Source organism: Mesorhizobium sp. B263B2A, from assembly GCF_020165775.1.
GTDB lineage: Bacteria > Pseudomonadota > Alphaproteobacteria > Rhizobiales > Rhizobiaceae > Mesorhizobium > Mesorhizobium opportunistum.
Map to the genome: position 1 here is coordinate 1 of NZ_JAIUIU010000005.1, position 17,677 is coordinate 17,677.

General features: G+C 58.9%; 11 protein-coding genes and 1 tRNA gene. 6 read left to right on the forward strand and 6 right to left on the reverse strand.

The features are described from left to right. Positions 1-77: transfer RNA gene (locus tag LB568_RS10920), tRNA-Met, on the forward strand. 512 nt (positions 78-589) lie between these two features. Continuing rightward, positions 590-1,555: a DUF4238 domain-containing protein gene (locus tag LB568_RS10925; protein WP_224730108.1), complete on the forward strand. Its 966-nt coding sequence runs from the start codon at positions 590-592 to the stop codon at positions 1,553-1,555. A gap of 371 nt (positions 1,556-1,926) precedes the next feature. Here LB568_RS10925 and LB568_RS10930 read toward each other — a convergent pair whose 3' ends face one another. Then, positions 1,927-2,832, reverse strand: a complete 906-nt coding sequence (locus LB568_RS10930) for a Shedu anti-phage system protein SduA domain-containing protein (protein ID WP_224730109.1) — start codon at positions 2,830-2,832, stop codon at positions 1,927-1,929. Between the two features lie 203 nt (positions 2,833-3,035). Between LB568_RS10930 and LB568_RS33465 the strand changes: the two genes are divergently transcribed. Both LB568_RS33465 and LB568_RS10935 read left to right on the forward strand, forming a co-directional pair. Beyond that, positions 3,036-3,170, forward strand: coding sequence for a hypothetical protein (locus tag LB568_RS33465; RefSeq protein WP_263496985.1), 135 nt, complete (start codon positions 3,036-3,038; stop codon positions 3,168-3,170). Positions 3,171-3,241: 71 nt separating this feature from the next. Further along, complete coding sequence (locus LB568_RS10935) at positions 3,242-3,538, forward strand: hypothetical protein (RefSeq protein ID WP_224730110.1); 297 nt, start codon at positions 3,242-3,244, stop codon at positions 3,536-3,538. Positions 3,539-3,964: 426 nt separating this feature from the next. Here the strand turns inward: LB568_RS10935 and LB568_RS10940 are convergent, their stop codons facing one another. Both LB568_RS10940 and LB568_RS10945 read right to left on the reverse strand, forming a co-directional pair. Further along, positions 3,965-5,881 carry a hypothetical protein gene (locus tag LB568_RS10940; protein WP_224730111.1) on the reverse strand — a complete coding sequence of 639 codons (1,917 nt, stop codon included), beginning with the start codon at positions 5,879-5,881 and terminating at the stop codon, positions 3,965-3,967. Next, complete coding sequence (locus LB568_RS10945; protein WP_224730112.1) at positions 5,865-10,457, reverse strand: hypothetical protein; 4,593 nt, start codon at positions 10,455-10,457, stop codon at positions 5,865-5,867. The genes LB568_RS10940 and LB568_RS10945 overlap by 17 nt, the downstream gene beginning before the upstream one ends. A gap of 183 nt (positions 10,458-10,640) precedes the next feature. Between LB568_RS10945 and LB568_RS10950 the strand changes: the two genes are divergently transcribed. Then, complete coding sequence (locus LB568_RS10950) at positions 10,641-11,171, forward strand: gamma-glutamylcyclotransferase (protein WP_224730113.1); 531 nt, start codon at positions 10,641-10,643, stop codon at positions 11,169-11,171. Between the two features lie 493 nt (positions 11,172-11,664). Here the strand turns inward: LB568_RS10950 and LB568_RS10955 are convergent, their stop codons facing one another. From LB568_RS10955 to LB568_RS10965, 3 genes are all read right to left on the reverse strand, one after another. Further along, on the reverse strand, positions 11,665-12,858 hold the full coding sequence (locus tag LB568_RS10955; protein ID WP_224730114.1) for an IS91 family transposase: 1,194 nt from the start codon (positions 12,856-12,858) through the stop codon (positions 11,665-11,667). A gap of 3 nt (positions 12,859-12,861) precedes the next feature. Next, positions 12,862-13,770, reverse strand: a complete 909-nt coding sequence (locus tag LB568_RS10960; protein ID WP_224730115.1) for a tyrosine-type recombinase/integrase — start codon at positions 13,768-13,770, stop codon at positions 12,862-12,864. A gap of 151 nt (positions 13,771-13,921) precedes the next feature. Beyond that, positions 13,922-15,781, reverse strand: a complete 1,860-nt coding sequence (locus LB568_RS10965) for a hypothetical protein (RefSeq protein ID WP_224730116.1) — start codon at positions 15,779-15,781, stop codon at positions 13,922-13,924. Between the two features lie 311 nt (positions 15,782-16,092). On the opposite strand from LB568_RS10965, the gene LB568_RS10970 reads away from it, so the two are divergent. Next, positions 16,093-17,616 carry a hypothetical protein gene (locus LB568_RS10970; protein WP_224730117.1) on the forward strand — a complete coding sequence of 508 codons (1,524 nt, stop codon included), beginning with the start codon at positions 16,093-16,095 and terminating at the stop codon, positions 17,614-17,616. Positions 17,617-17,677 lie beyond the last annotated feature (61 nt).

Genomic DNA, 17,677 nt, shown 5'->3' on the forward strand with positions numbered 1-17,677 from the left:
CGCGGGGTGGAGCAGCCCGGTAGCTCGTCAGGCTCATAACCTGAAGGTCACAGGTTCAAATCCTGTCCCCGCAACCAATTTCATCATAAATCAATAACCGTCCCGGTCTAACCGGGGCGGTTTTTGCGTTATGGGCATGCAGTGCAATGAGCGCCGCCGGCCTGCCCGCGTGGGGCCGGACTAATCTAGGCGGATTAAAGCCGCTGGTAACGAATCCCGAAATCTGCGTTCTCAAGAAAGTGTCGCGGGGATTAGCAGCTTGGCCGACCGAAGCCGTCACCTCATCTCCTGCGGAGGCGAGTCCCGACACAAGGCACTTACGAAACCAACGCCTCTTCAACTACATCATTGGCCGTCATTCAGGTGCCGGGAGAGTCGGCGGATAGCCCTGTTCTGCTGTCCGTCGATCATCTCTTGGTCGCAGCGATCGAAGGCGTCGTGCCTCGCGATTTTGAGACTACGGCGGCCGCTATTTCGCTGCAGCCAATGAGCGTAAGGCAGAGTACCTGGCGGCGATCGGTCTGTACGGCCAAGCCGCGGTAAACAGTGGCCGTATCAAGGTAGGCGTGTAGCGCGATATAGACGCTGCATGACAAAGGAGTCCAAACAGAACGAGCCCAACAAGCACCACTTCCTTCCGGTTTTCTACCTGAAGGGATGGGCTGGTGCCGATGGACGCATTGTCCAGTTCAGCAGGCCGAACCCTAATGACGAGAGGGTGAAAATGCTCCGGCGGCACCCAAGCGCGGTTGGCTATATCAAGCGCCTCTATGCGGTTGAGGGACTACCTGAAAAGGTAGCTAACCTCTTCGAGACCGAGTTCACTCGCCCTGTCGACACGGATGCTGCGGTTGCAATGCAGCGACTAATGACGGGTAGGTTCGATACCGAGGCAACTCAAACGGAAGCGGTTGCATGGATCAAGTTCCTGCTATCCCTGATGATGCGCATGCCGGCCGACATCAAACGGCTCAAGCACTACGTCAAATACGACTGGTTCTCAGATCTCCCTAGCTTGCAAGCCGCCTTCAAGAAGTCTGGCATGGAGGGCAATCCCCGGACGGTGGAGGACTACCAGAAGCTGCTGGGGCCAACGTTCCACGAGCGGGCTGCCATGGTAGCGCTCAGTGGCATGATGCAGGTCGAGACTGCGATCAGAGCGATCGGGCAGCTACAGTGGACAGTGCACAACATCGATGGTGCCCGAGAATTTCTCACCTCGGATCGCCCCCTGATTGCATCGGTCGGGATGAACGGTCCGAAGGCCCACATCATTCTACCTATAGGCCCGCACCGCGTTTTTGTTGCCACCAAGACGGAAGAGTTCAGGCGCCAGCTGGTCGAGAAACAGCCGTGGGATTTTGTGATGACCGTCAACACATACGTCGTGAACAACGCTACAGATTACGTCTATGGCAGCAATGGCGCGGCCCTGAGGTTCGTTCAGAAACACATGGGAAAGCTTCGCGAGGAGACCTTTCTGGAGAGGATCAACAGGCGCCGCATGGCAGAGATTGCTAAGCCGGTGTCGGAACGCACAGATCTCAATCTGTAAGCTGATGACGCGGCCTTGGCTCCTTCGGCCCTGACAGGCCGGAGAAATCCATGTCACCCCGTCACAAAGACATCCGCCCGGATTCCTATCTCGATAGCTATTGGGCGCACCATGCTGTCATCCGCTAGGAGAATTGCTGCGAGAAGGCTTCTGAGCCTGCGCACGGCCGAGCTCGTCGCATGGATTGCGCGGAGCGAATGGTCTTCATCCGCCGCAATGACCGCGAATATCTCGGCCCCCGCTTCTAGGAGCCGGTACAAGCCGAAGCCATGGGGGCCGAGTTCGGCGGCGAGACCTATTACGCGCTTGATCGCGGAAAGGGCAGCTGCTGGGAGAAGTGGAGGAAGAAGGTCAAGCGCCAGTAGTGGGGGTCACGATGCAGTGGGTTCAGTTTCACCATCTTCGCCAACGTCCGGAGGCATTGCCGCAAGCTTTGGACGCCCAAGAGGCGAAATTCCGAATGGTCGATCTGATGATGCGGCAAGCTTGCCGTTCACGGTCAGAAACTCGCCGCTCTTCCATTTTTCAATTTCGTATCCCCGTTTGATCAGTTCGGCCCCCTGTTCGGTCGTCAGACTGAGGTCAGCCGGGCCTACGTGGGCAAAAATATGGGGCACGTAGGGAAGCATGTATTTAAAGGCGAAGCGGTCACCCTCAGCCCTCATCACGTTCTTCCGATATCTCTGACCGTGGGTATAGAACCCAAGCAGGGTGTCGTAGGAGTAGACCTCGATCCCGAGACCCTGACGTATATGCTCAAGATATTTGAGTCTCTTGGGGCTTCTATTCTTGTTGTCGGAGCGCCCGATAATGAGCTGGTATTCGAAGGTCACCGGATTTTCGCGCATCCCGATCGGCACGATAAGCGGCCTCAGTCTTTCGAGAATCTCGTTTTTGTGCTCGTCCAGATAGGTTTTCCAGTCCACCACCTGGTCGAGCGCGTTATTGAACGCGGCCGTTGCCGTCGCACGTCTCATGTCCGCTGTGAAAATGGCCTTGTCCGGTGTCTCAAGTTCGACAAACGTGATCTTCCAAAGGCCTGAGCTTTTGGTCAGGTAGATGTAGTCGGTGATGAGGGACGTGGAGAGCCGGAACTTCGAGATGATCGAATTGAGCGCGAGGTGGTGATTTAGGAGGTTGGGCGTTGGTACCAGCTCGGTGTGCTGTTCCAGGAAGTCCTGAACGACCTGCTCCTTCTGTCGTCTGGCCGGCGCTCGGCTTTCAAGCACCTTCAGGAACTCCTGCACAAGCGCGTCGTCGTACTCAAGCCAAGGCATGGTCCGGTCCTGATTGCTGAAAGCCCTTGCAGAATTGCAAGCTGGCTCATAGTGACATAACTGAAGGAATGCGCAGTGGCTACACGCTCGTTCCGGCGAAAAAGGTGAAGCGCAATCACCAGGTCCGACCCCGTGCTGGTCGATGGCAAGCCCCTCGCGGAGAACGGCATGGCCGTCGTTAAGGCCAATGCGAAAGCCTATGAGTGCTGGACAACGAAAAGGCTCAGACCGACGCTGATCTCTACGATGCCGCAGCGGCCAAGGAAGCCGACGTGTTTGTGCGGAAGGTAGAGATTTCGGCTGACTGCAAAAAAGGCTTTTTTCCGAGGCTGAATTGACGCCATTGCCGGGGTTCTAAAAGGGAAATCAAATCCGCCATCCCGGCGGTGCCCTTTTCAGGAACCAAAACATGGCAAGTGATCAAACCAACGTCGAAATCCTCGACGAAGTCAGCGTCCGCTACAAGCACGGCGCGACCCTCTGTTTTCAGGCGGTTCGCTACCACATCCCCAACCAGCCGTTCGAGGATGGCTTCCGCTTCTCCTGGCGGGACGGCAGCGGCAACCTGCTGCCGCTTCGCGGGCAAACACGTATCCCGAGCTTGCGGATTGCCCGGCTTCTGATGGCGATTGCGGAGGAGCGGCCGGCGTTTCGTAACCACCGCGGCGCCGACGCCGACGACCTGCCGACCTCGGTGAACATCTAGCCTTGAAAATGAAAACCCCGGCTCATCTGAACTGACCCCCGAAGGTTGTGTCCAACTTTACGGGATCCGTTCTTCGTGCCGGCGTTTTCATATCTGGCTGTGGTGGCCGGCTGATTTGAACTCTCATCAGTCGCCCGCAAGCAGGCAAAGTCGACGCCGCGGGGCAAAGAAAGCTGTCCCCGCAACCACTTCTGTCATAACACGCTAACCGTCCCGGTCTGACCGGGACGGTTTTTGCGTTTGGAGGCGGGGAAGCGTCTGGATTGCGCCTCATTGCCGCCGCTCGGGCCGACCTTTGGGAACAACAACATCTGTGCGCGAGGTGGCGGCGGCGGTTTCCGCGCCGAAAGCAGCCAACGCGACGGTTACCCTAGCATGCCCAGCTCACGCCGCTTGTGGACGAGTGCAAAACGCCACAACGGCCCCCTAATCGGAAATTGCAGCGAGAGTCGCGTCAACCTTCGCTGCGTGCGCCCATAAGTCGGGCGCGGCGTGAAAAAATCTGCGAAGGTAGGACCGGAAGCGCGCCGCCTCTTCGCGCTTCAACTCGCCGTTTGCAATTTCCAGCAGCCAATCGCCGACCGCCTTGCACCAATCGCCCTTGTCTTTCCGAGAGGCGCAGGCAAGAAGCGCAATTCGCAAGCGACCTTCGAAGTCCCCGCTTAGGTCTCCGCGCCGGGTCAGCACTCTCGTAAGGACGCGAACCTCATCGGCAAGTTCAGGGTTACGCGCTGAGGCAGCGATAGAGGCGAGGCCCATTAAGATCGTGAAAGTGATCTCGGATTCGGGTCGCAGGCTAACCCTGTACTTCACTTTGCGAAGCAGCTCGGCAATTGAACCGGCGATCTCCTGATCGAAGCGAAACACTTGAGAAAAGTTGACGACACTCGCGAGGGTTCGCTCTTCGAGCGCTTTGTCGTTCTTGGCATTTCGGAGATCGGTCAAGAGCTCCTCAGGGAAAGGGCGAGGAGATTCGACGCCTCCTTCGACTGGGCTCGGTGCGTAGGCGGAAGGCACCGACGTCAGAGCCTTGAGCTCTTTTCCGAGCAGGAACTCACGTAGAGGGCTTTCGGGAATAGTTTCACGCGCCTCCTCGCCTACGATGCGGGCGCGCATCAGAAGCTCGATGCGAAGCTGCTTAGCGCTCATTAGGTCCGGTATCCACCGAGGCTCTTCGCGCAGATCGACTAAGGTCTGCATGAAGAATTGTTCTCCGCGTAGCCTTCCCCAGTCACTCCAGTCCTCATCGGCTGCCCCCAGCGTTACAACTGTGCGCTCGATCATCGATGCCTGCGCGGTTGCGGCAAGACGTCTCCAGAAAGGCGGCTCGTCTGCGAACACAGCTGTTCTTGCCAGCTCCCCGTCGACGAAAACGAAGACATTCGTCATCAGAGCCAACCGAGTTGTACTGGACGATGTGTCTTCGTCGCGAATCTCTTCGAGAAGCTTCAACAGAATGGGTTCTAGTTGCGGGTACTCGGCGAGTGAGCGGACACCCACTTCGATGCCGGCGATTTGGGAGGATCGATCCGCTTCATCGGCGAGCCATGAATAGAATTCTTCGACCTCGTCGGCTGGTTTACCGGAGATGTCGATCAGTGCACTGAGCCGAGGATTTGCGCAAAAGAGCAGACATTGCGCCAGGCCGCGTTTGAAGTCCCACTTCAAGAGACGTTCAACTTGTGCCCGGGCGTTTCCGGCGGCATATTCTTCGATCGTCCTCGCTTCCCCACGATCTCCGATGAGCCCGCGATAGTACTTGCGAGACCTCGGGATCAGGACCGATACGGTGCCTTCCTCTTTTCGCAACTCGTCACGGATCGTTACCGCCACCTCCTGCGGGGTCGACCGTAAGTCCTCCATCAACGCATCGATTTCATCGTCGTTCAGCGCATGATCTTGAAGATTCTGAGTCCATGCTTCGATCGTTTCCGGCGGTAAATTTCGACCTGCAATCTCGCTATCGACAAAGGCAGAGCGGATGGTCTTGCTATCTGCGAGCATCCAAAAAGGCGGTATCTGCTCGCGAGCTTCGCCGAAGGAAATGAAGAGCTTGGGCAGCTCCTTTTCGTCATGCTCCATAGTAAGCTCGACGGATCGCCCATCGGTCGTCTCAAGCGTTACCGACGACTGCGTTCTAGCGAAGAGAGTGCGAATAGCCGGATAAAACTTCGATCTCTTTACAGATACTCCCGGGCCGTTAAACGCGATGGTCGCATCGAACGTCAGACCGTAGCGTTCCCTGAAACTGACATCTTCCGCCGCGTCCGCGGCGACCGAAGATGGAAACAACTTGAGCAGTTCCAAAGCGAGTGCAGCTCGAGCATCAACGGGTCTGGTCATCGGAACCTCCCTCGGGCAAGGTTCGCGCGACTTGCCGGTCGATTATGTCGCGAACGGCGGCAAGAAGCTCTGCATAAGGCTTCGGCTGCTCGTCCTTGAATTCTTGAAGGGCAACGTCCTCGAGCCACTTCCAATACCTCTCGCGCGCCGCTGGCGAGACGGCGGGGAAGATCAAAAGCATCAAAACCTGCGCACGGTAGCGTTCGACCGCATCCATTGAAGCGGTAGCGGCTCTGTGGGCCCATCCCCTGGCATCGAGAAGCCTGAGCGTCCAATTCGACCGCGCACGAGCTTCGTCGTCTGGCATCGTGTCGTTCCACTGCGCTCTCAGCGCGGCGATCAGTTGCCGGGTGAGAGTATCGATCCACTCACCCTCGTTCGGAAGTTGTAGGACGTCAGTCATACGCACACGGGTGACGGATTCGCGAATGGCCCGAAGTTCCGATGTCTCTTGCAAGTCTCCGCCCGCCGCCGGCGCGGCGCTCAGAAGGCTCTCAATCTCGCCATCGCGATGCGGCACTAGAAGTGCTCCCGACCGACGGAGCAACGTCATAAACTCCGTCAACTGCTCTGGCGCAATGGCGCCGTCTTCGGCCATAGTCACCAAGAGATCGATGGACGTGGCGTTCGGGGTCTCGTTGGTCGTCGGGAATTTGTTTACGAAGCGATCATCGACGACGTACGTGTCGACGTCCAAAGTCTCGGCAATCGCAAGCCGGCTAGGATGGATCTCGTTGTTGCCTTCATCGTCGTTGACCGGCACCAGACGACCGAGCGTCACTTTGCCGGCTGCAATGCCGTCGCGAATAGCGTGCTGAATCTCTTCGAGAGCCGCATGCACCTCAGCCCCGGCCTCGTCGTAATCCATGAGTTCATCCGCGCGGTCCGCTTCGGAAGGCGACACGAACACTTTGAACTCTGCCTGAGCCAACTTCGGCAACAGTTTCAAATGTTGAAAATGCGAGAGGGCTACGTCGTCGACATACAGGGTAGCTCCTGGCTGGATGCGCGGATTATGAGGCCACGGCCTCTCTTGAATTCGGAGGAAGGCCAGTGCATTCGTCCGCTCCAATTCGGTCAGTTGACCGCCGGCGCGCAACGCTTCAATCACATCTGTGCACCCAGCAATATGGTCCTCGAACCCGCCGATGTCCGCCTGTTCTTCGAGAAGGCTCCCGGGACGGAACAATGGGTAGGGGCCAACAAAGACCTTCTGCGATTTGTCCTCCGGATCGAGTGTCTGCGCAGCTACGAGGTATCTAGCGATGTCGTCTCCGACCTCATATTCGAGAGCGGGGGGAGGAGCGCTGCCCTCAAATCGATGAAGGTCGCCTGCGTCCATTAAGCGTTTGACCTCCCGCGCTCTTGTCACCTGGCTGGGCTGATGGAATGCGAGTTTCGCTCTCTCTTCGAATAGCCACGAGAGCGTTGTGTGAGAAATCCTAACGCTTGCGCTCCACTCGAGCGCTTTGCGCAAGACACCGGCAAGCCCTAGGGTAAGCAGACTCGTGATATCGAGCACGATACGTTTCCCGGGCAGCCGCCGGATCGGCCTGTTACCGGCAAAGGAAAAGATCAACCCACGCTTGCGGGGATCGGGTTGTTTCAAGTTCTGCAGAGCCGGACGTAGTGTAAGGTCCAATAGCGTTCGTCTCGCTGCCTGCGCCGCAATGAACATGGGAGCCTCACCCGCGAGCAGCAAATCCCACGTCTTGTCGATGCGCTCGTTCCAACGAGGCTGGCCGTCGAGAAGTTCGCGCACATCCATGCGCTGAATGGGCCCATCCTCACCCGATCTCTCGATCGCAGTCGCGAGCCACTCATGAATATCGGCGTCGTCCTCCCATCCGGCCGAAGACGCTTGTTCGTAAGCTCCAGCCAAAACATGCGCATCCCCGTCCGCTCTTCTCGCCGCTTCGCGGATGAGTTCTTTCGATCGTGGGCCGGATCCGATGCGCCGAGCGAGAGCGCCGGCCCGAAGAAGCTCGATGGGTTCCCGCTCGTTTCGGTGTTCCCATTCGCTTTCGACGAAGGTGCTTAGTGCACTCCAATCGCCGGAAGCGATCGCAATGTTAATCGCGAGAAAGCGATCGTTGGCAACGTCGCGTCCGGCACGAAGCTCTGCCAACATGGCCTTCGCATCAGAAAGGCGGCCAAGACGGTAGTATGCCCAAGAGGTTGCGGTCTTTATATCCTGGGACGCTTGGACCATCTCGGGGTTCGCTTCCGCGAACTCCGCAATCCTGTCATCGGCGTCGATCTCGTTCAACGCCGCAACATAGGACCTCGCGCTGGCGACCGTCTTCAGCTCTTGGAATAGTCTCTCTCCGTACTGCGCAATGCGGGGAAAGTCGCGCGCACGTTCTAGTTCGTCGACAAGGTTGATAAGCGATTGAGCCGAGGGATCGGCCGCATACTCGCTTTCGCGTCTGGCGACAGGATCGGCGCCCTCGGCTTCCTCGATCAGACTTTGTAAGGTAGCGACGATGCGCTCGTCTGCGATCGTTTCGGTCGATTGCGCGAGTTTATCGCGTGCTTCTTCGGTCCGTCCTGCCTTCGCGAGCGTCTCGATTGCGAGGGAATCGATGTAGCCCGGCGTGTAGTAATTAATGAGCTGCTCCCGATGCGCCTCGATGTAGTCGGCAACTTCGGGACCCTTTCGCATGAGAGCGACCACCAGGCGAGCAACGACAGCTTCGGTCGATTGGCCGCCTGTGAGAGCTTGCGCCCGCTCGATATCGCGTTCGATCGCCTCTATTTTCGGTTTCAGACCGAACGCCACGGCCAGAGGCACTCGTCTCAGTCGGAGCTTATCGTCCGCCATGCTTTTCTGAAGCTCTTCAAGAGCAGCGCCGCGTGTCGCCGGGTTTCTCAGTCCAAGCCAAAGCGCTCTATCGGACGCAATAGCCGCCGCTTTGGCAGCGCCGAGCGAAGTAAACTCGGATGCTGCCCTCTGGTAGAGATCGATGGCCTTCGCGCGACGGCCCATCGCTCCGGCATCCTCTTGCAGCGGAAAATCGGTGAGCTGCTGCGGGAGCGGGAGTTGAAGGATTTCTCTGAAGTCGGCGTGTATCGCCTGGCCAAGGTTGGCGGTCGCGGCCAAGAAGAGAAGCGCGGGCGTTTCAAGAAAGTCGCCTTCGGTGAGCGCATTCGCCGTTGCAAGCGCACCGGCCCAGTCGTCTGCAGTTAGTTGCAGGCCGAGGATTCTAAACTTTCCGTCCGGGTGAAGCATCTCCAACGGCAAGCCCGTACTTTGCCACCAGCCAAGTCCAACCGACGGAGGCTCCTCATGAGCGACAATCATCAGCGAGGCAGTAAGGGCCTCCGGTGCGGCGAGCGGTTCGAGGGATGCCAACGCTGCGGCTCTGTCGCCTCCCGGGGAATATGCTTGAAGAAAGGCGCGCGCGATAACGGTCTCATCGCTTGTCCCGATCTCTTCGGCCTTTGCAAGGGCGTTTCTAGCCCCATCCAGGTCCGTCATGGCGAGAATGCGCGCAGACCATGCATAGATCGACTGACGGACAGCAGCCGACGAGGCTGCAAGTTCGCCGCGTTCGACAGCATCCATCAAACTCCCGATTTGCTTTGCGGGATTGAACCCGGCCGCAAAGCGCGATTGCCTTACTCGTCTTAGAATTGACTTCGCTTCTCGCGTGACGATAGGGCTCTCTGGCGGTGCGCCGGAGAAAGCTCGTAAGATATCGCGCTGGCCTGTCAGAAGCTGATGCTGTGCATCGCGTATCGCGATCTGCGTTTCCAGCAAGCTCTCATTTCGGGCCTTAACGGGCGTACCTGCAGCGTCTAAAGCGCTACAAACTCGCGAAGCGTCCAGGCGGCCCCGAGCCGTCATGGCATTTTGACACTCGCGTTCTATTACTCGGAAAGCGGCTGGCGCCGTCTCCGGCAAATCCAGTGCGTTTTCCAGCCTGGACTCTGCGACTTCGCGAAGTGCGCCCGCGGGATCAAAATGGAGCACGTGGATGAACTTCAAGACACTGTCGACATCTAGGTCTTTGGGGGCACCCCGTGCTTTAAAAGCGTCCTTCAAAAGCGTCTTAAACGACATCAACGCGGCTCGCTGTGCGGCGGTAAGCGTTGCCGTGGACTGCATGCGCGCTGCGTCGAGGGCTTTCTCCAGGTCGTACTTGATTGTTCCAGATGACGTTGGACCTACTGCGATCAGCATCGCGTCCTTGCCGCTCGCCAATGGTCTGTCCCAATCGCGGGTTCCGCTGCCGTTTTGCGCCATCAACCAGAGGCGGGCGAACTCGTCGCAAGTCTTGCCGAGCTCAGTTGTGAGCGTGGTTCCGTTGCGAAGAGAATTCTTCGCCTGAACGAAGACCCATCCGCCCTTGTCAGTTTCGACAAGGATGTCGTCGACGGGCACTTCAGTCTCGACCCGAATCGAAACTGGCCTCGCTGCGCCTAGACACAGGCGGGGATCGAGTGCAATTCCTCGAATGATCTGCACCGAGATGGACGCAGCGACCGAAGCTTGCATGGTGACGCCGGCGGAAGTCGCGTTCCCTCCGCCGCTGGCCAACAAGTTCGGATCGTTGCTCGCCGATTTCGCCATAGCGCTACTTAAGTTTTAGCGCGAGACAGATCTCGCACTTCCTCTAAATCACCGATGCTGAACATATAGAGAACACGGATTTCCGGCCGCGCTTCGTTAGTCTAGTTGTATATCGACTTATCAAAATTGCGATCGATGGTAATGGGGCTTGGCTCCGCTTTAAGATGATTTGGAGGCTTTATTATGTGGATATTCGGCTACGGCTCCCTCATGTGGGACGGTTGGGAAGCGACGTTCGACTGCAAATGCAGGGAACGGGCCGTTCTGACGGGGTACGCGCGCTCTTTCACCAAGGCTTCGATCAAGAATTGGGGCACGAAGTTCACTCCGGGGCCAACGCTTCGGGTGATTGCCGACGCGAAATCCGAGTGCCACGGTGTCGCGTTCGAGTTCGACGAAAGCCGGCGCCAGGACGTTCTCGCCTATCTTCGAAAGCGCGAAGGCGGCTTCTCGGAAGTCTCGATCGACGTAGCGTTACCCTCCGGCGAGCGGGTGCCGGCAACGACATTCGTCTACGCCGGAACGAACATCATTCTAGGAAAGACCGATGAAGATATCGCACGGATGGTTCTTCGTGCGCGCGGCACCGATGGCGCGGCGCTAGACTATGTGCTGGATTGCAAGACCAACCTGAAGTCGGTCGGTATCGCCGATGCTGCTGTCGATAAGCTCTGGGACGCCGTCAGGCGTGTGGGCGGGCTTCCCGCTTCTTGAGCCAGTATCCTTCCGCCCCCTGCAAGCCGGTATGTTCGCTGCAAAGGACAGTGCCGGGAGCTTGCTTGCCTGCAGGATGCGAAGCCAGCCGACCTTCGGTACGGCCGTTGACCGCATGCCCCGGGTCCGCTTTGAGCCAAGTTGCTGAACGTCGGCTATCAGCGACCTGCGGCCGAAAGCGGACCGACTGCTTGCGTGAAGAGTTTCGGGCGCCGGCAGGCGTACGAAAGTCCCCGAGGAAGGAACCCGTGGGCCACAGTCGATGGCTATGGGGATTTCGATTTGCGGCTGGTGTCGGCGATGGCGCGGCAGCCGCCGGCAAGCGGCGGGTTTGATGCGGCCGGACCGCTTCGCCTTTCAGCCATGCGGTATTGTCGGCGCGTCGCGCGGCCGGATGCGACTCGTTCGGCGTCGATGATCACGATGGACGTGCGTGGCTCCGTTGCCGGAGGCTGGGTGCCTGCGGCTGAAGGCTGGAGCATGCCATGCCGGGTCATGGAGAGTTCTCCCGGTTCGTCGCCGTTGTGTCCGGCGGTCCACGCGGTTGCTTCCACCGTTCGAACACCTCGATGATGATCATGCGTCCGCCACAGCAGGGGCATGGCGGGTGAAAGTCGTCCGGTTCGTCGGGGTCGCCGGGGTCGGGCGACGCGGCAACGCCCAGCAGTTCGCGAGCCAGCGCGAGGCTGGCCTTGCGAGCGGAACCGGCGAGCAGGCCGTAGTGCCGGATGCGATGGAAGCCGCGTGGCAGGACATGAAGCAGGAAGCGGCGGATGAACTCGTCGGTCGCCAGTGTCATGACCTGCTGGCGATCGGCGCCGTCGCGGCGGTAGTCCTTGTAGCGGAAAGTGACGCCGCTCTTGTCGAAGGCGATCAGCCGGCTGTTCGAAATCGCGACCCGGTGAGTGTAGCGGGACAGATAGGCGAGCACCGCCTCCGGTCCCGCGAACGGCGCCTTGGCGTAAACCACCCAGCGCTTCTTCCGCACGGGAGCAAGATGGCGCAGGAATGCCCGCCGCTCGATCAGGTGCGCGATCGACCCGAAGAAGCTGAGCCGGCTCGCCTCGTGCAGCGCGACCAGCCGGGTGAGAAACAGGCGACGGAACAGCTTTCCGAGAACCCTCACCGGGAGCAGGAAGGCCGGGCGCGACGATATCCAGCGGCTTCCGTCCGGCGCGATGCCGCCGCCCGGCACGATCATATGTAGGTGCGGATGGTGCGTCATCGCCGAGCCCCATGTGTGGAGTACGGCGGTGATGCCGATCCTGGCGCCGAGGTGCTTCGGGTCGGCGGCGATCGTCAGCATCGTCTCCGCTGCCGCCTTGAACAGCAGGTCGTAGACGAGCGCCTTGTTGTGGAACGCGATGTCGGCGACCTCGGCGGGCAGCGTGAACACGCCATGGAAGTAGCCGACCGGCAGCAGGTCGGCCTCGCGCTCGGCAAGCCATGTCCGCGCCGCCGCGCCCTGGCACTTCGGGCAGTGCCGGTTGCGGCAGGAATTGTAGGCGATGCGCCACTGGCCGCAGTCCTCGCAGGCCTCGACGTGACCGCCAAGGGCTGCGGTGCGGCAATACTCGATCGCCGACATGACCTTGAGCTGGGCGAGGCTCAGATGACCTGCATGGGCGGCCCGGTAAGCGGGTCCGGCAGCACGGAAGATGTCGGCGACCTCGATCGAGGCGCGCACGGTTCAGATGTCGGGCGAGCCCTCTACCGGCTTGAACAGGCCGAGTTTGTCGAGCGGGCTCGTGACCGTGCGAACCGTGCGGGTTGCAACCTTGGTGTAGAAGGCGGTGTTGTTCAGCTTGGCGTGCCCGAGCAGGACCTGGATGATCCGGATGTCGGTGCCGTCCTCCAGCAGGTGGGTGGCGAAGCTGTGACGCAGCGTGTGCGGCCCGACCCGCTTGGCGATGTCGGCCGCCTGCGCTGCCTCGACGACGATGCGATAGAGCTGCCGCGTGCTGATCGGCTTCATCGCGTGCTGTCCCGGGAACAACCAGCCGTCGCGATGCATCACGCCTTGCTGTCGTCCGACCTTCCACCACTCGCGCAGGAGAGCGAGCAGATCCTCGGAGAGCATGGCGTTGCGATAGCGCCCGCCCTTGCCACGCTCGACGCGCAGCAGCATGCGCTCGCTGTCGATGTCGGCAACCTTCAGCATCGACACCTCGGCGACCCGCAGACCCGCGCCATAGGCGACTGACAGCGCGGCCTGGTGCTTGAGGCAGGTGGTGGCGTTGAGCAGCCGGGCCACCTCGTCGCGACTGAGCACCACGGGCAGGTTGCGCGGATGCGCCAGCCGGACGAGCCGGCGCGCCAGGTCCGGGCGGTCAAGCGTTTGGGTGAAGAAGAAGCGTAGCGCCGACACGATGCTGTTCATCGTCGGCACGGGAACGCCGTCTTCCTGCTGCTCGATCTGGAACCGACGCAGGTCGTCGGCGGTCGCTGTGTCTGGTGAGCGCCCGAGGAATGTCGCCAGGCGTCCGATATCGCGGAGATAGTTGCGCTGCGTCTCGCGTGAGAAACGCCGCATGTTCATGTCGTCGATCAGCCGCTGGCGCAGCGGGCTGATCGAAGCTTCGAGAACGGGATGAGGCATGGTCAGGCTCCTTGTTGACGAAGCCTGCAATGCTCTGCCGCTGCCGAACTCCGCTCAACGCGAGCGCGACGATCGATCCTTGATCTCTACCTCAACCGCAAGCGCCCCTCCCGCGCAGCGGGTTCGTTCTGCGGCCCCAATTCGGACGTCCTCAGGGTCGGCAGACGATCGAGCCGGACACCCCAGCCTCGGCGCAGTCCGAGAAAAAGGACTGCAGCAGCCAGTACATTTGAACGAAGGACGGCCTCGGCCTTATGCCGTTCTGCGCATTGTTGAGTACATTTGTCACAGCCTGTTTGCTCAGCGATGAGGTGACAATGACCGCACGCCGAATGGCTTCCGGAGCGGATCTCGCCTGCGCAATCGCCTCGCCGAGATCCGGCGTGTTAGTCCTGATCGTCCGAGATATCTGTGTGGCGTGCCCATCGTTGTTATAGAGGTTCGACCAACGTTGAATCTTTGCGTCCATTCGCTCGGCCGGAAAGGTCATGTTCCCTAAATTTTTGAGCGCTTGGCTCACTGCGATGTGGAATTGTCCCGCGCCCAAGGACAAGTCGCCAGCTTTGGCGTGATAAAAGGTGATTTGGGTGAGCGTGCCATCCGTCCTCAGGCCGATGAAGTCCGCCCATTCGTCATCGAGATCATCGCAGACGAGAATTGTGTCGGCGGCCGCCAGGTGGTCGACAACGACGCCAAATGTAGAGTCGGCGTCAAACGCCGTTTTGGCTGCAGCAAACTCTCCCTTTTCGGTCTCAACCCCGTTCAAGCTGGGCTCCGCACGCAGGTAGCGCAAAAAAGCTGCGCCACCGTCCCGCAGTGTCTCGTCACGGAAAACTATCCCGTCGATGTACGCGAGGCGCACGTCGTCGAACAACACAATGATGGCGTCTTTCGCGTCGAGGTAGCGGTACAGTGGCTGGCGGTCGGGATCTTCGCCCAACGGAAAGGCCGTTGACTCGACCTCCACTGTGGCAGCTGGGGGTAGATCTAGCGAACGAAGTGCAATGCGAGTCTTGTTGAGGCTGAGCGAAGCTACCTGCTCCTCGGTGTCAGGCAGTGTCGCGTGTCGCAGCTTATCGTCTCCGTTGATATCGAGCGGCCGGTTGAGTTGTTCGATGAGAGTGCCAAGTTCGGCGATGGTTAGCGGGGTGGGGTTATCCCCGGCGTGAACAATCCGGATTGCTGGTGCATCGCCCGTTGCAGCGTCAGTCAACCGCGTTGTGTCGATGCCGAGCGCCGTTGGTTGGGCGAGGGAAAGCGCATCGACCAGAGTCATGGGTCGCGCAAAGGTCCGCAGAAAAGCAGAGACTTCCCCCGCGTCGGCGCGTAGGGCGTCGATCATCTCCTCGGCGAACCCGATGATCTCCTCGTACCCTGCCCGATCGGACCGAAGGGCAATACGCCCCGTGCTGGGAGTTGCGGTCATGTGTGTGCCGTCCACAGCGACGCTGTAGGTCTGCGGCGCCTGCCTACGGCTACCGGCCGGGCCGACGACGTTTGAGAGATCGGGAGCCTCAACCATCTTGGAGCGCATGGCGTATCGCGAGATGGACATGTTGCGCGTGCGCATCTTCTGGAAAACAGCGTTCTGCTTGGCAATAGCGCGTTCGACCCGACTTATTGATACCGGCGCGAGGTGCATCGTCTTGAAGTGCGCCGGTATGCTCAGTCGTGACGAGAACACGGCAAGGTAGTTCCGATATTCGACGAGCATCACGTAGCCACACAACGTCTCTACGACGTCGGTCGAGTCGTCCAAGAATCCCGGCGCCCTCTCATAAGTAAAGCAGATTGCCGACCAACGGGTGTCTCCTGCATGCTCTCGTGTGTGGTGGAAAATGTTGTGCCGGGTCGCGCCGTGGGCGGCACGCATTGATCGAAACAGGTCCTCAATAGACTTGTCTGAGAGATCGCGTCGGATAGAAAAAAAGGCGGCCGTCTTTGCGACCGAGAGATCGTCAATCATCCAAAAAAGCCCCTCATCGTTTGACTCGGCGAGAACGAAATACATCAGTATAGCGAAGTATTGTGGCCTTTGGCTATGTGCACGGCTCGACGCTGAGCAGCCCATGGTCAGCGCCAAACGTTGGCGCAAAACCGCACACTTCAGGCTGGGCGCAAAGGTTTGCCTTCTAGCCAGGTTTCCTGAAAACGGAGACACGCTGCACCAGAAATCGATGAATGGGGACCATGACTAATAAGGTTTTTCATTCCCCGGGGAGGCCACAATGGACGCTACCCGGTCACGGCAGCATGACACAGAACTATTCTCTTGCCGCAGTACCTTTCTGGCGTAATCTATGCCTTCCTCGGGGAACATGAATGGCGACGTTTCTCAGCGACTACTTTTCTCTCGACGAGTCTGTATTCGAGGACTACGGGGCGGTGAACATTTCCGTGGTCAACGACCTGCCTTTGTTCGTCGATCCGTTCCTGCTGTTCCATAGCGAAAAGCCAGAGTACGTGGCACTTCATGAGCAGATCATTGAATATCTGGTGTTCCTGCGAGATCGCGCTGCGGAAGGGCGTGTGAGCGATGGGCAACTGAGGAACTGGTACTGCTTTCCCGAGGTGAAGCAGAATTGGCTGGGGTTCTCCGAAACGGGAAATGATGGTGCTGGCCTCGGTATCGATTTTGCCCGGAATCTTCATGCAAATCTGCACGTCATCTTTTCTGATTTCGGCGCAGAGAAAATCACCGAAAGCAGTCACCTCGAGAAGGTCTGCCTGGTGTCGAACGGAGTTGGCCGCGATAACATTAGCGACTTCACCACGAACCTGATTAAAGACTTCCTATGCCGTTATACCGAGAAGTTTACGGAAGAACATTTGCCCGCCGACGCGGTGCGCGACGTATGGGTTGACCGGGCGAAGTTTAATTACAAGACTCAGAGCTGGTCTCGCGGCCGATACAAGTTGCCTTGGGTCAACGGCGATTATGTGATCTTGACCCCGAGGGATGTGCTTACCCGTGACGAAAATTGGATCAATCGCGACGACCTGGTCACGGGCTTCGAAGAAATCCCCGAGGCCATACCTGATGCCCAGCTGAGAGCGGCAGTTTTCAATTACTTTGAGTTAGAGCTTCGTCGCAGGACAAAGGTGGAGGAAGCTCCCGATTCTCGAAGGGGTCGTCGACGACCAAGAAGAGAGAAAAAACCGTCTCAAAAAGAACGCTCGGCTGCAGTGGTCGCGACCATGCAGAGATTCCCGCAGATCATCGACTACTACATACGCCTAAAGGAGATGCGCGGGGACGAGGCGAAGGATGTCAGTGAGGAAAAGGTCCTCGCGATCGAATACCTCTTTATCGAGCAGCTGCAGAAGCTCCAATCGGTCCTGATGGCGGAAACGGATTTCTATAAGATCGGCAAGACGACCTACGACGAGGCGCACGCTCGCCTAGCTTACCTAAAGGATGTCATCGAAAATAAGGGCGGCCACCGCTTTTTCTATGACGACAAGGGCGAGCCGTTCGAACGCGAGAAGGATTTACACGTCCTCTATCGTTTGGTGTGGTTCGGTACGCCGTCTGATGCCGGCGCCGAAGCCAATGACGGCCGAGGGCCGGTGGACTTCAAGATCAGTCGAGGCCGAGACAAGACCTTAGTTGAGATGAAGCTGGCGAAGAATACCAAACTCGAGCAGAACCTAGCCAAGCAGGCTGAGATTTACCAGGCGGCGAGTGATGCGAAGAAGGCCATCAAGGCGATCATCTATTTCACCGCAGCTGAGCTAATGCGCGTGAAGGGCATCCTTAAGAAGCTCGGCCTGGAGGGGAACAGGGACGTGGTTTTGATCGATGCACGGCGGGACAATAAGCCTTCGGCGTCAAAGGCCGCATGAAATCCGCCCACTCCGGCATCCCTAAGAGCCAGGTGCATCCTGCGAAGGTCTGCTCTGGGCT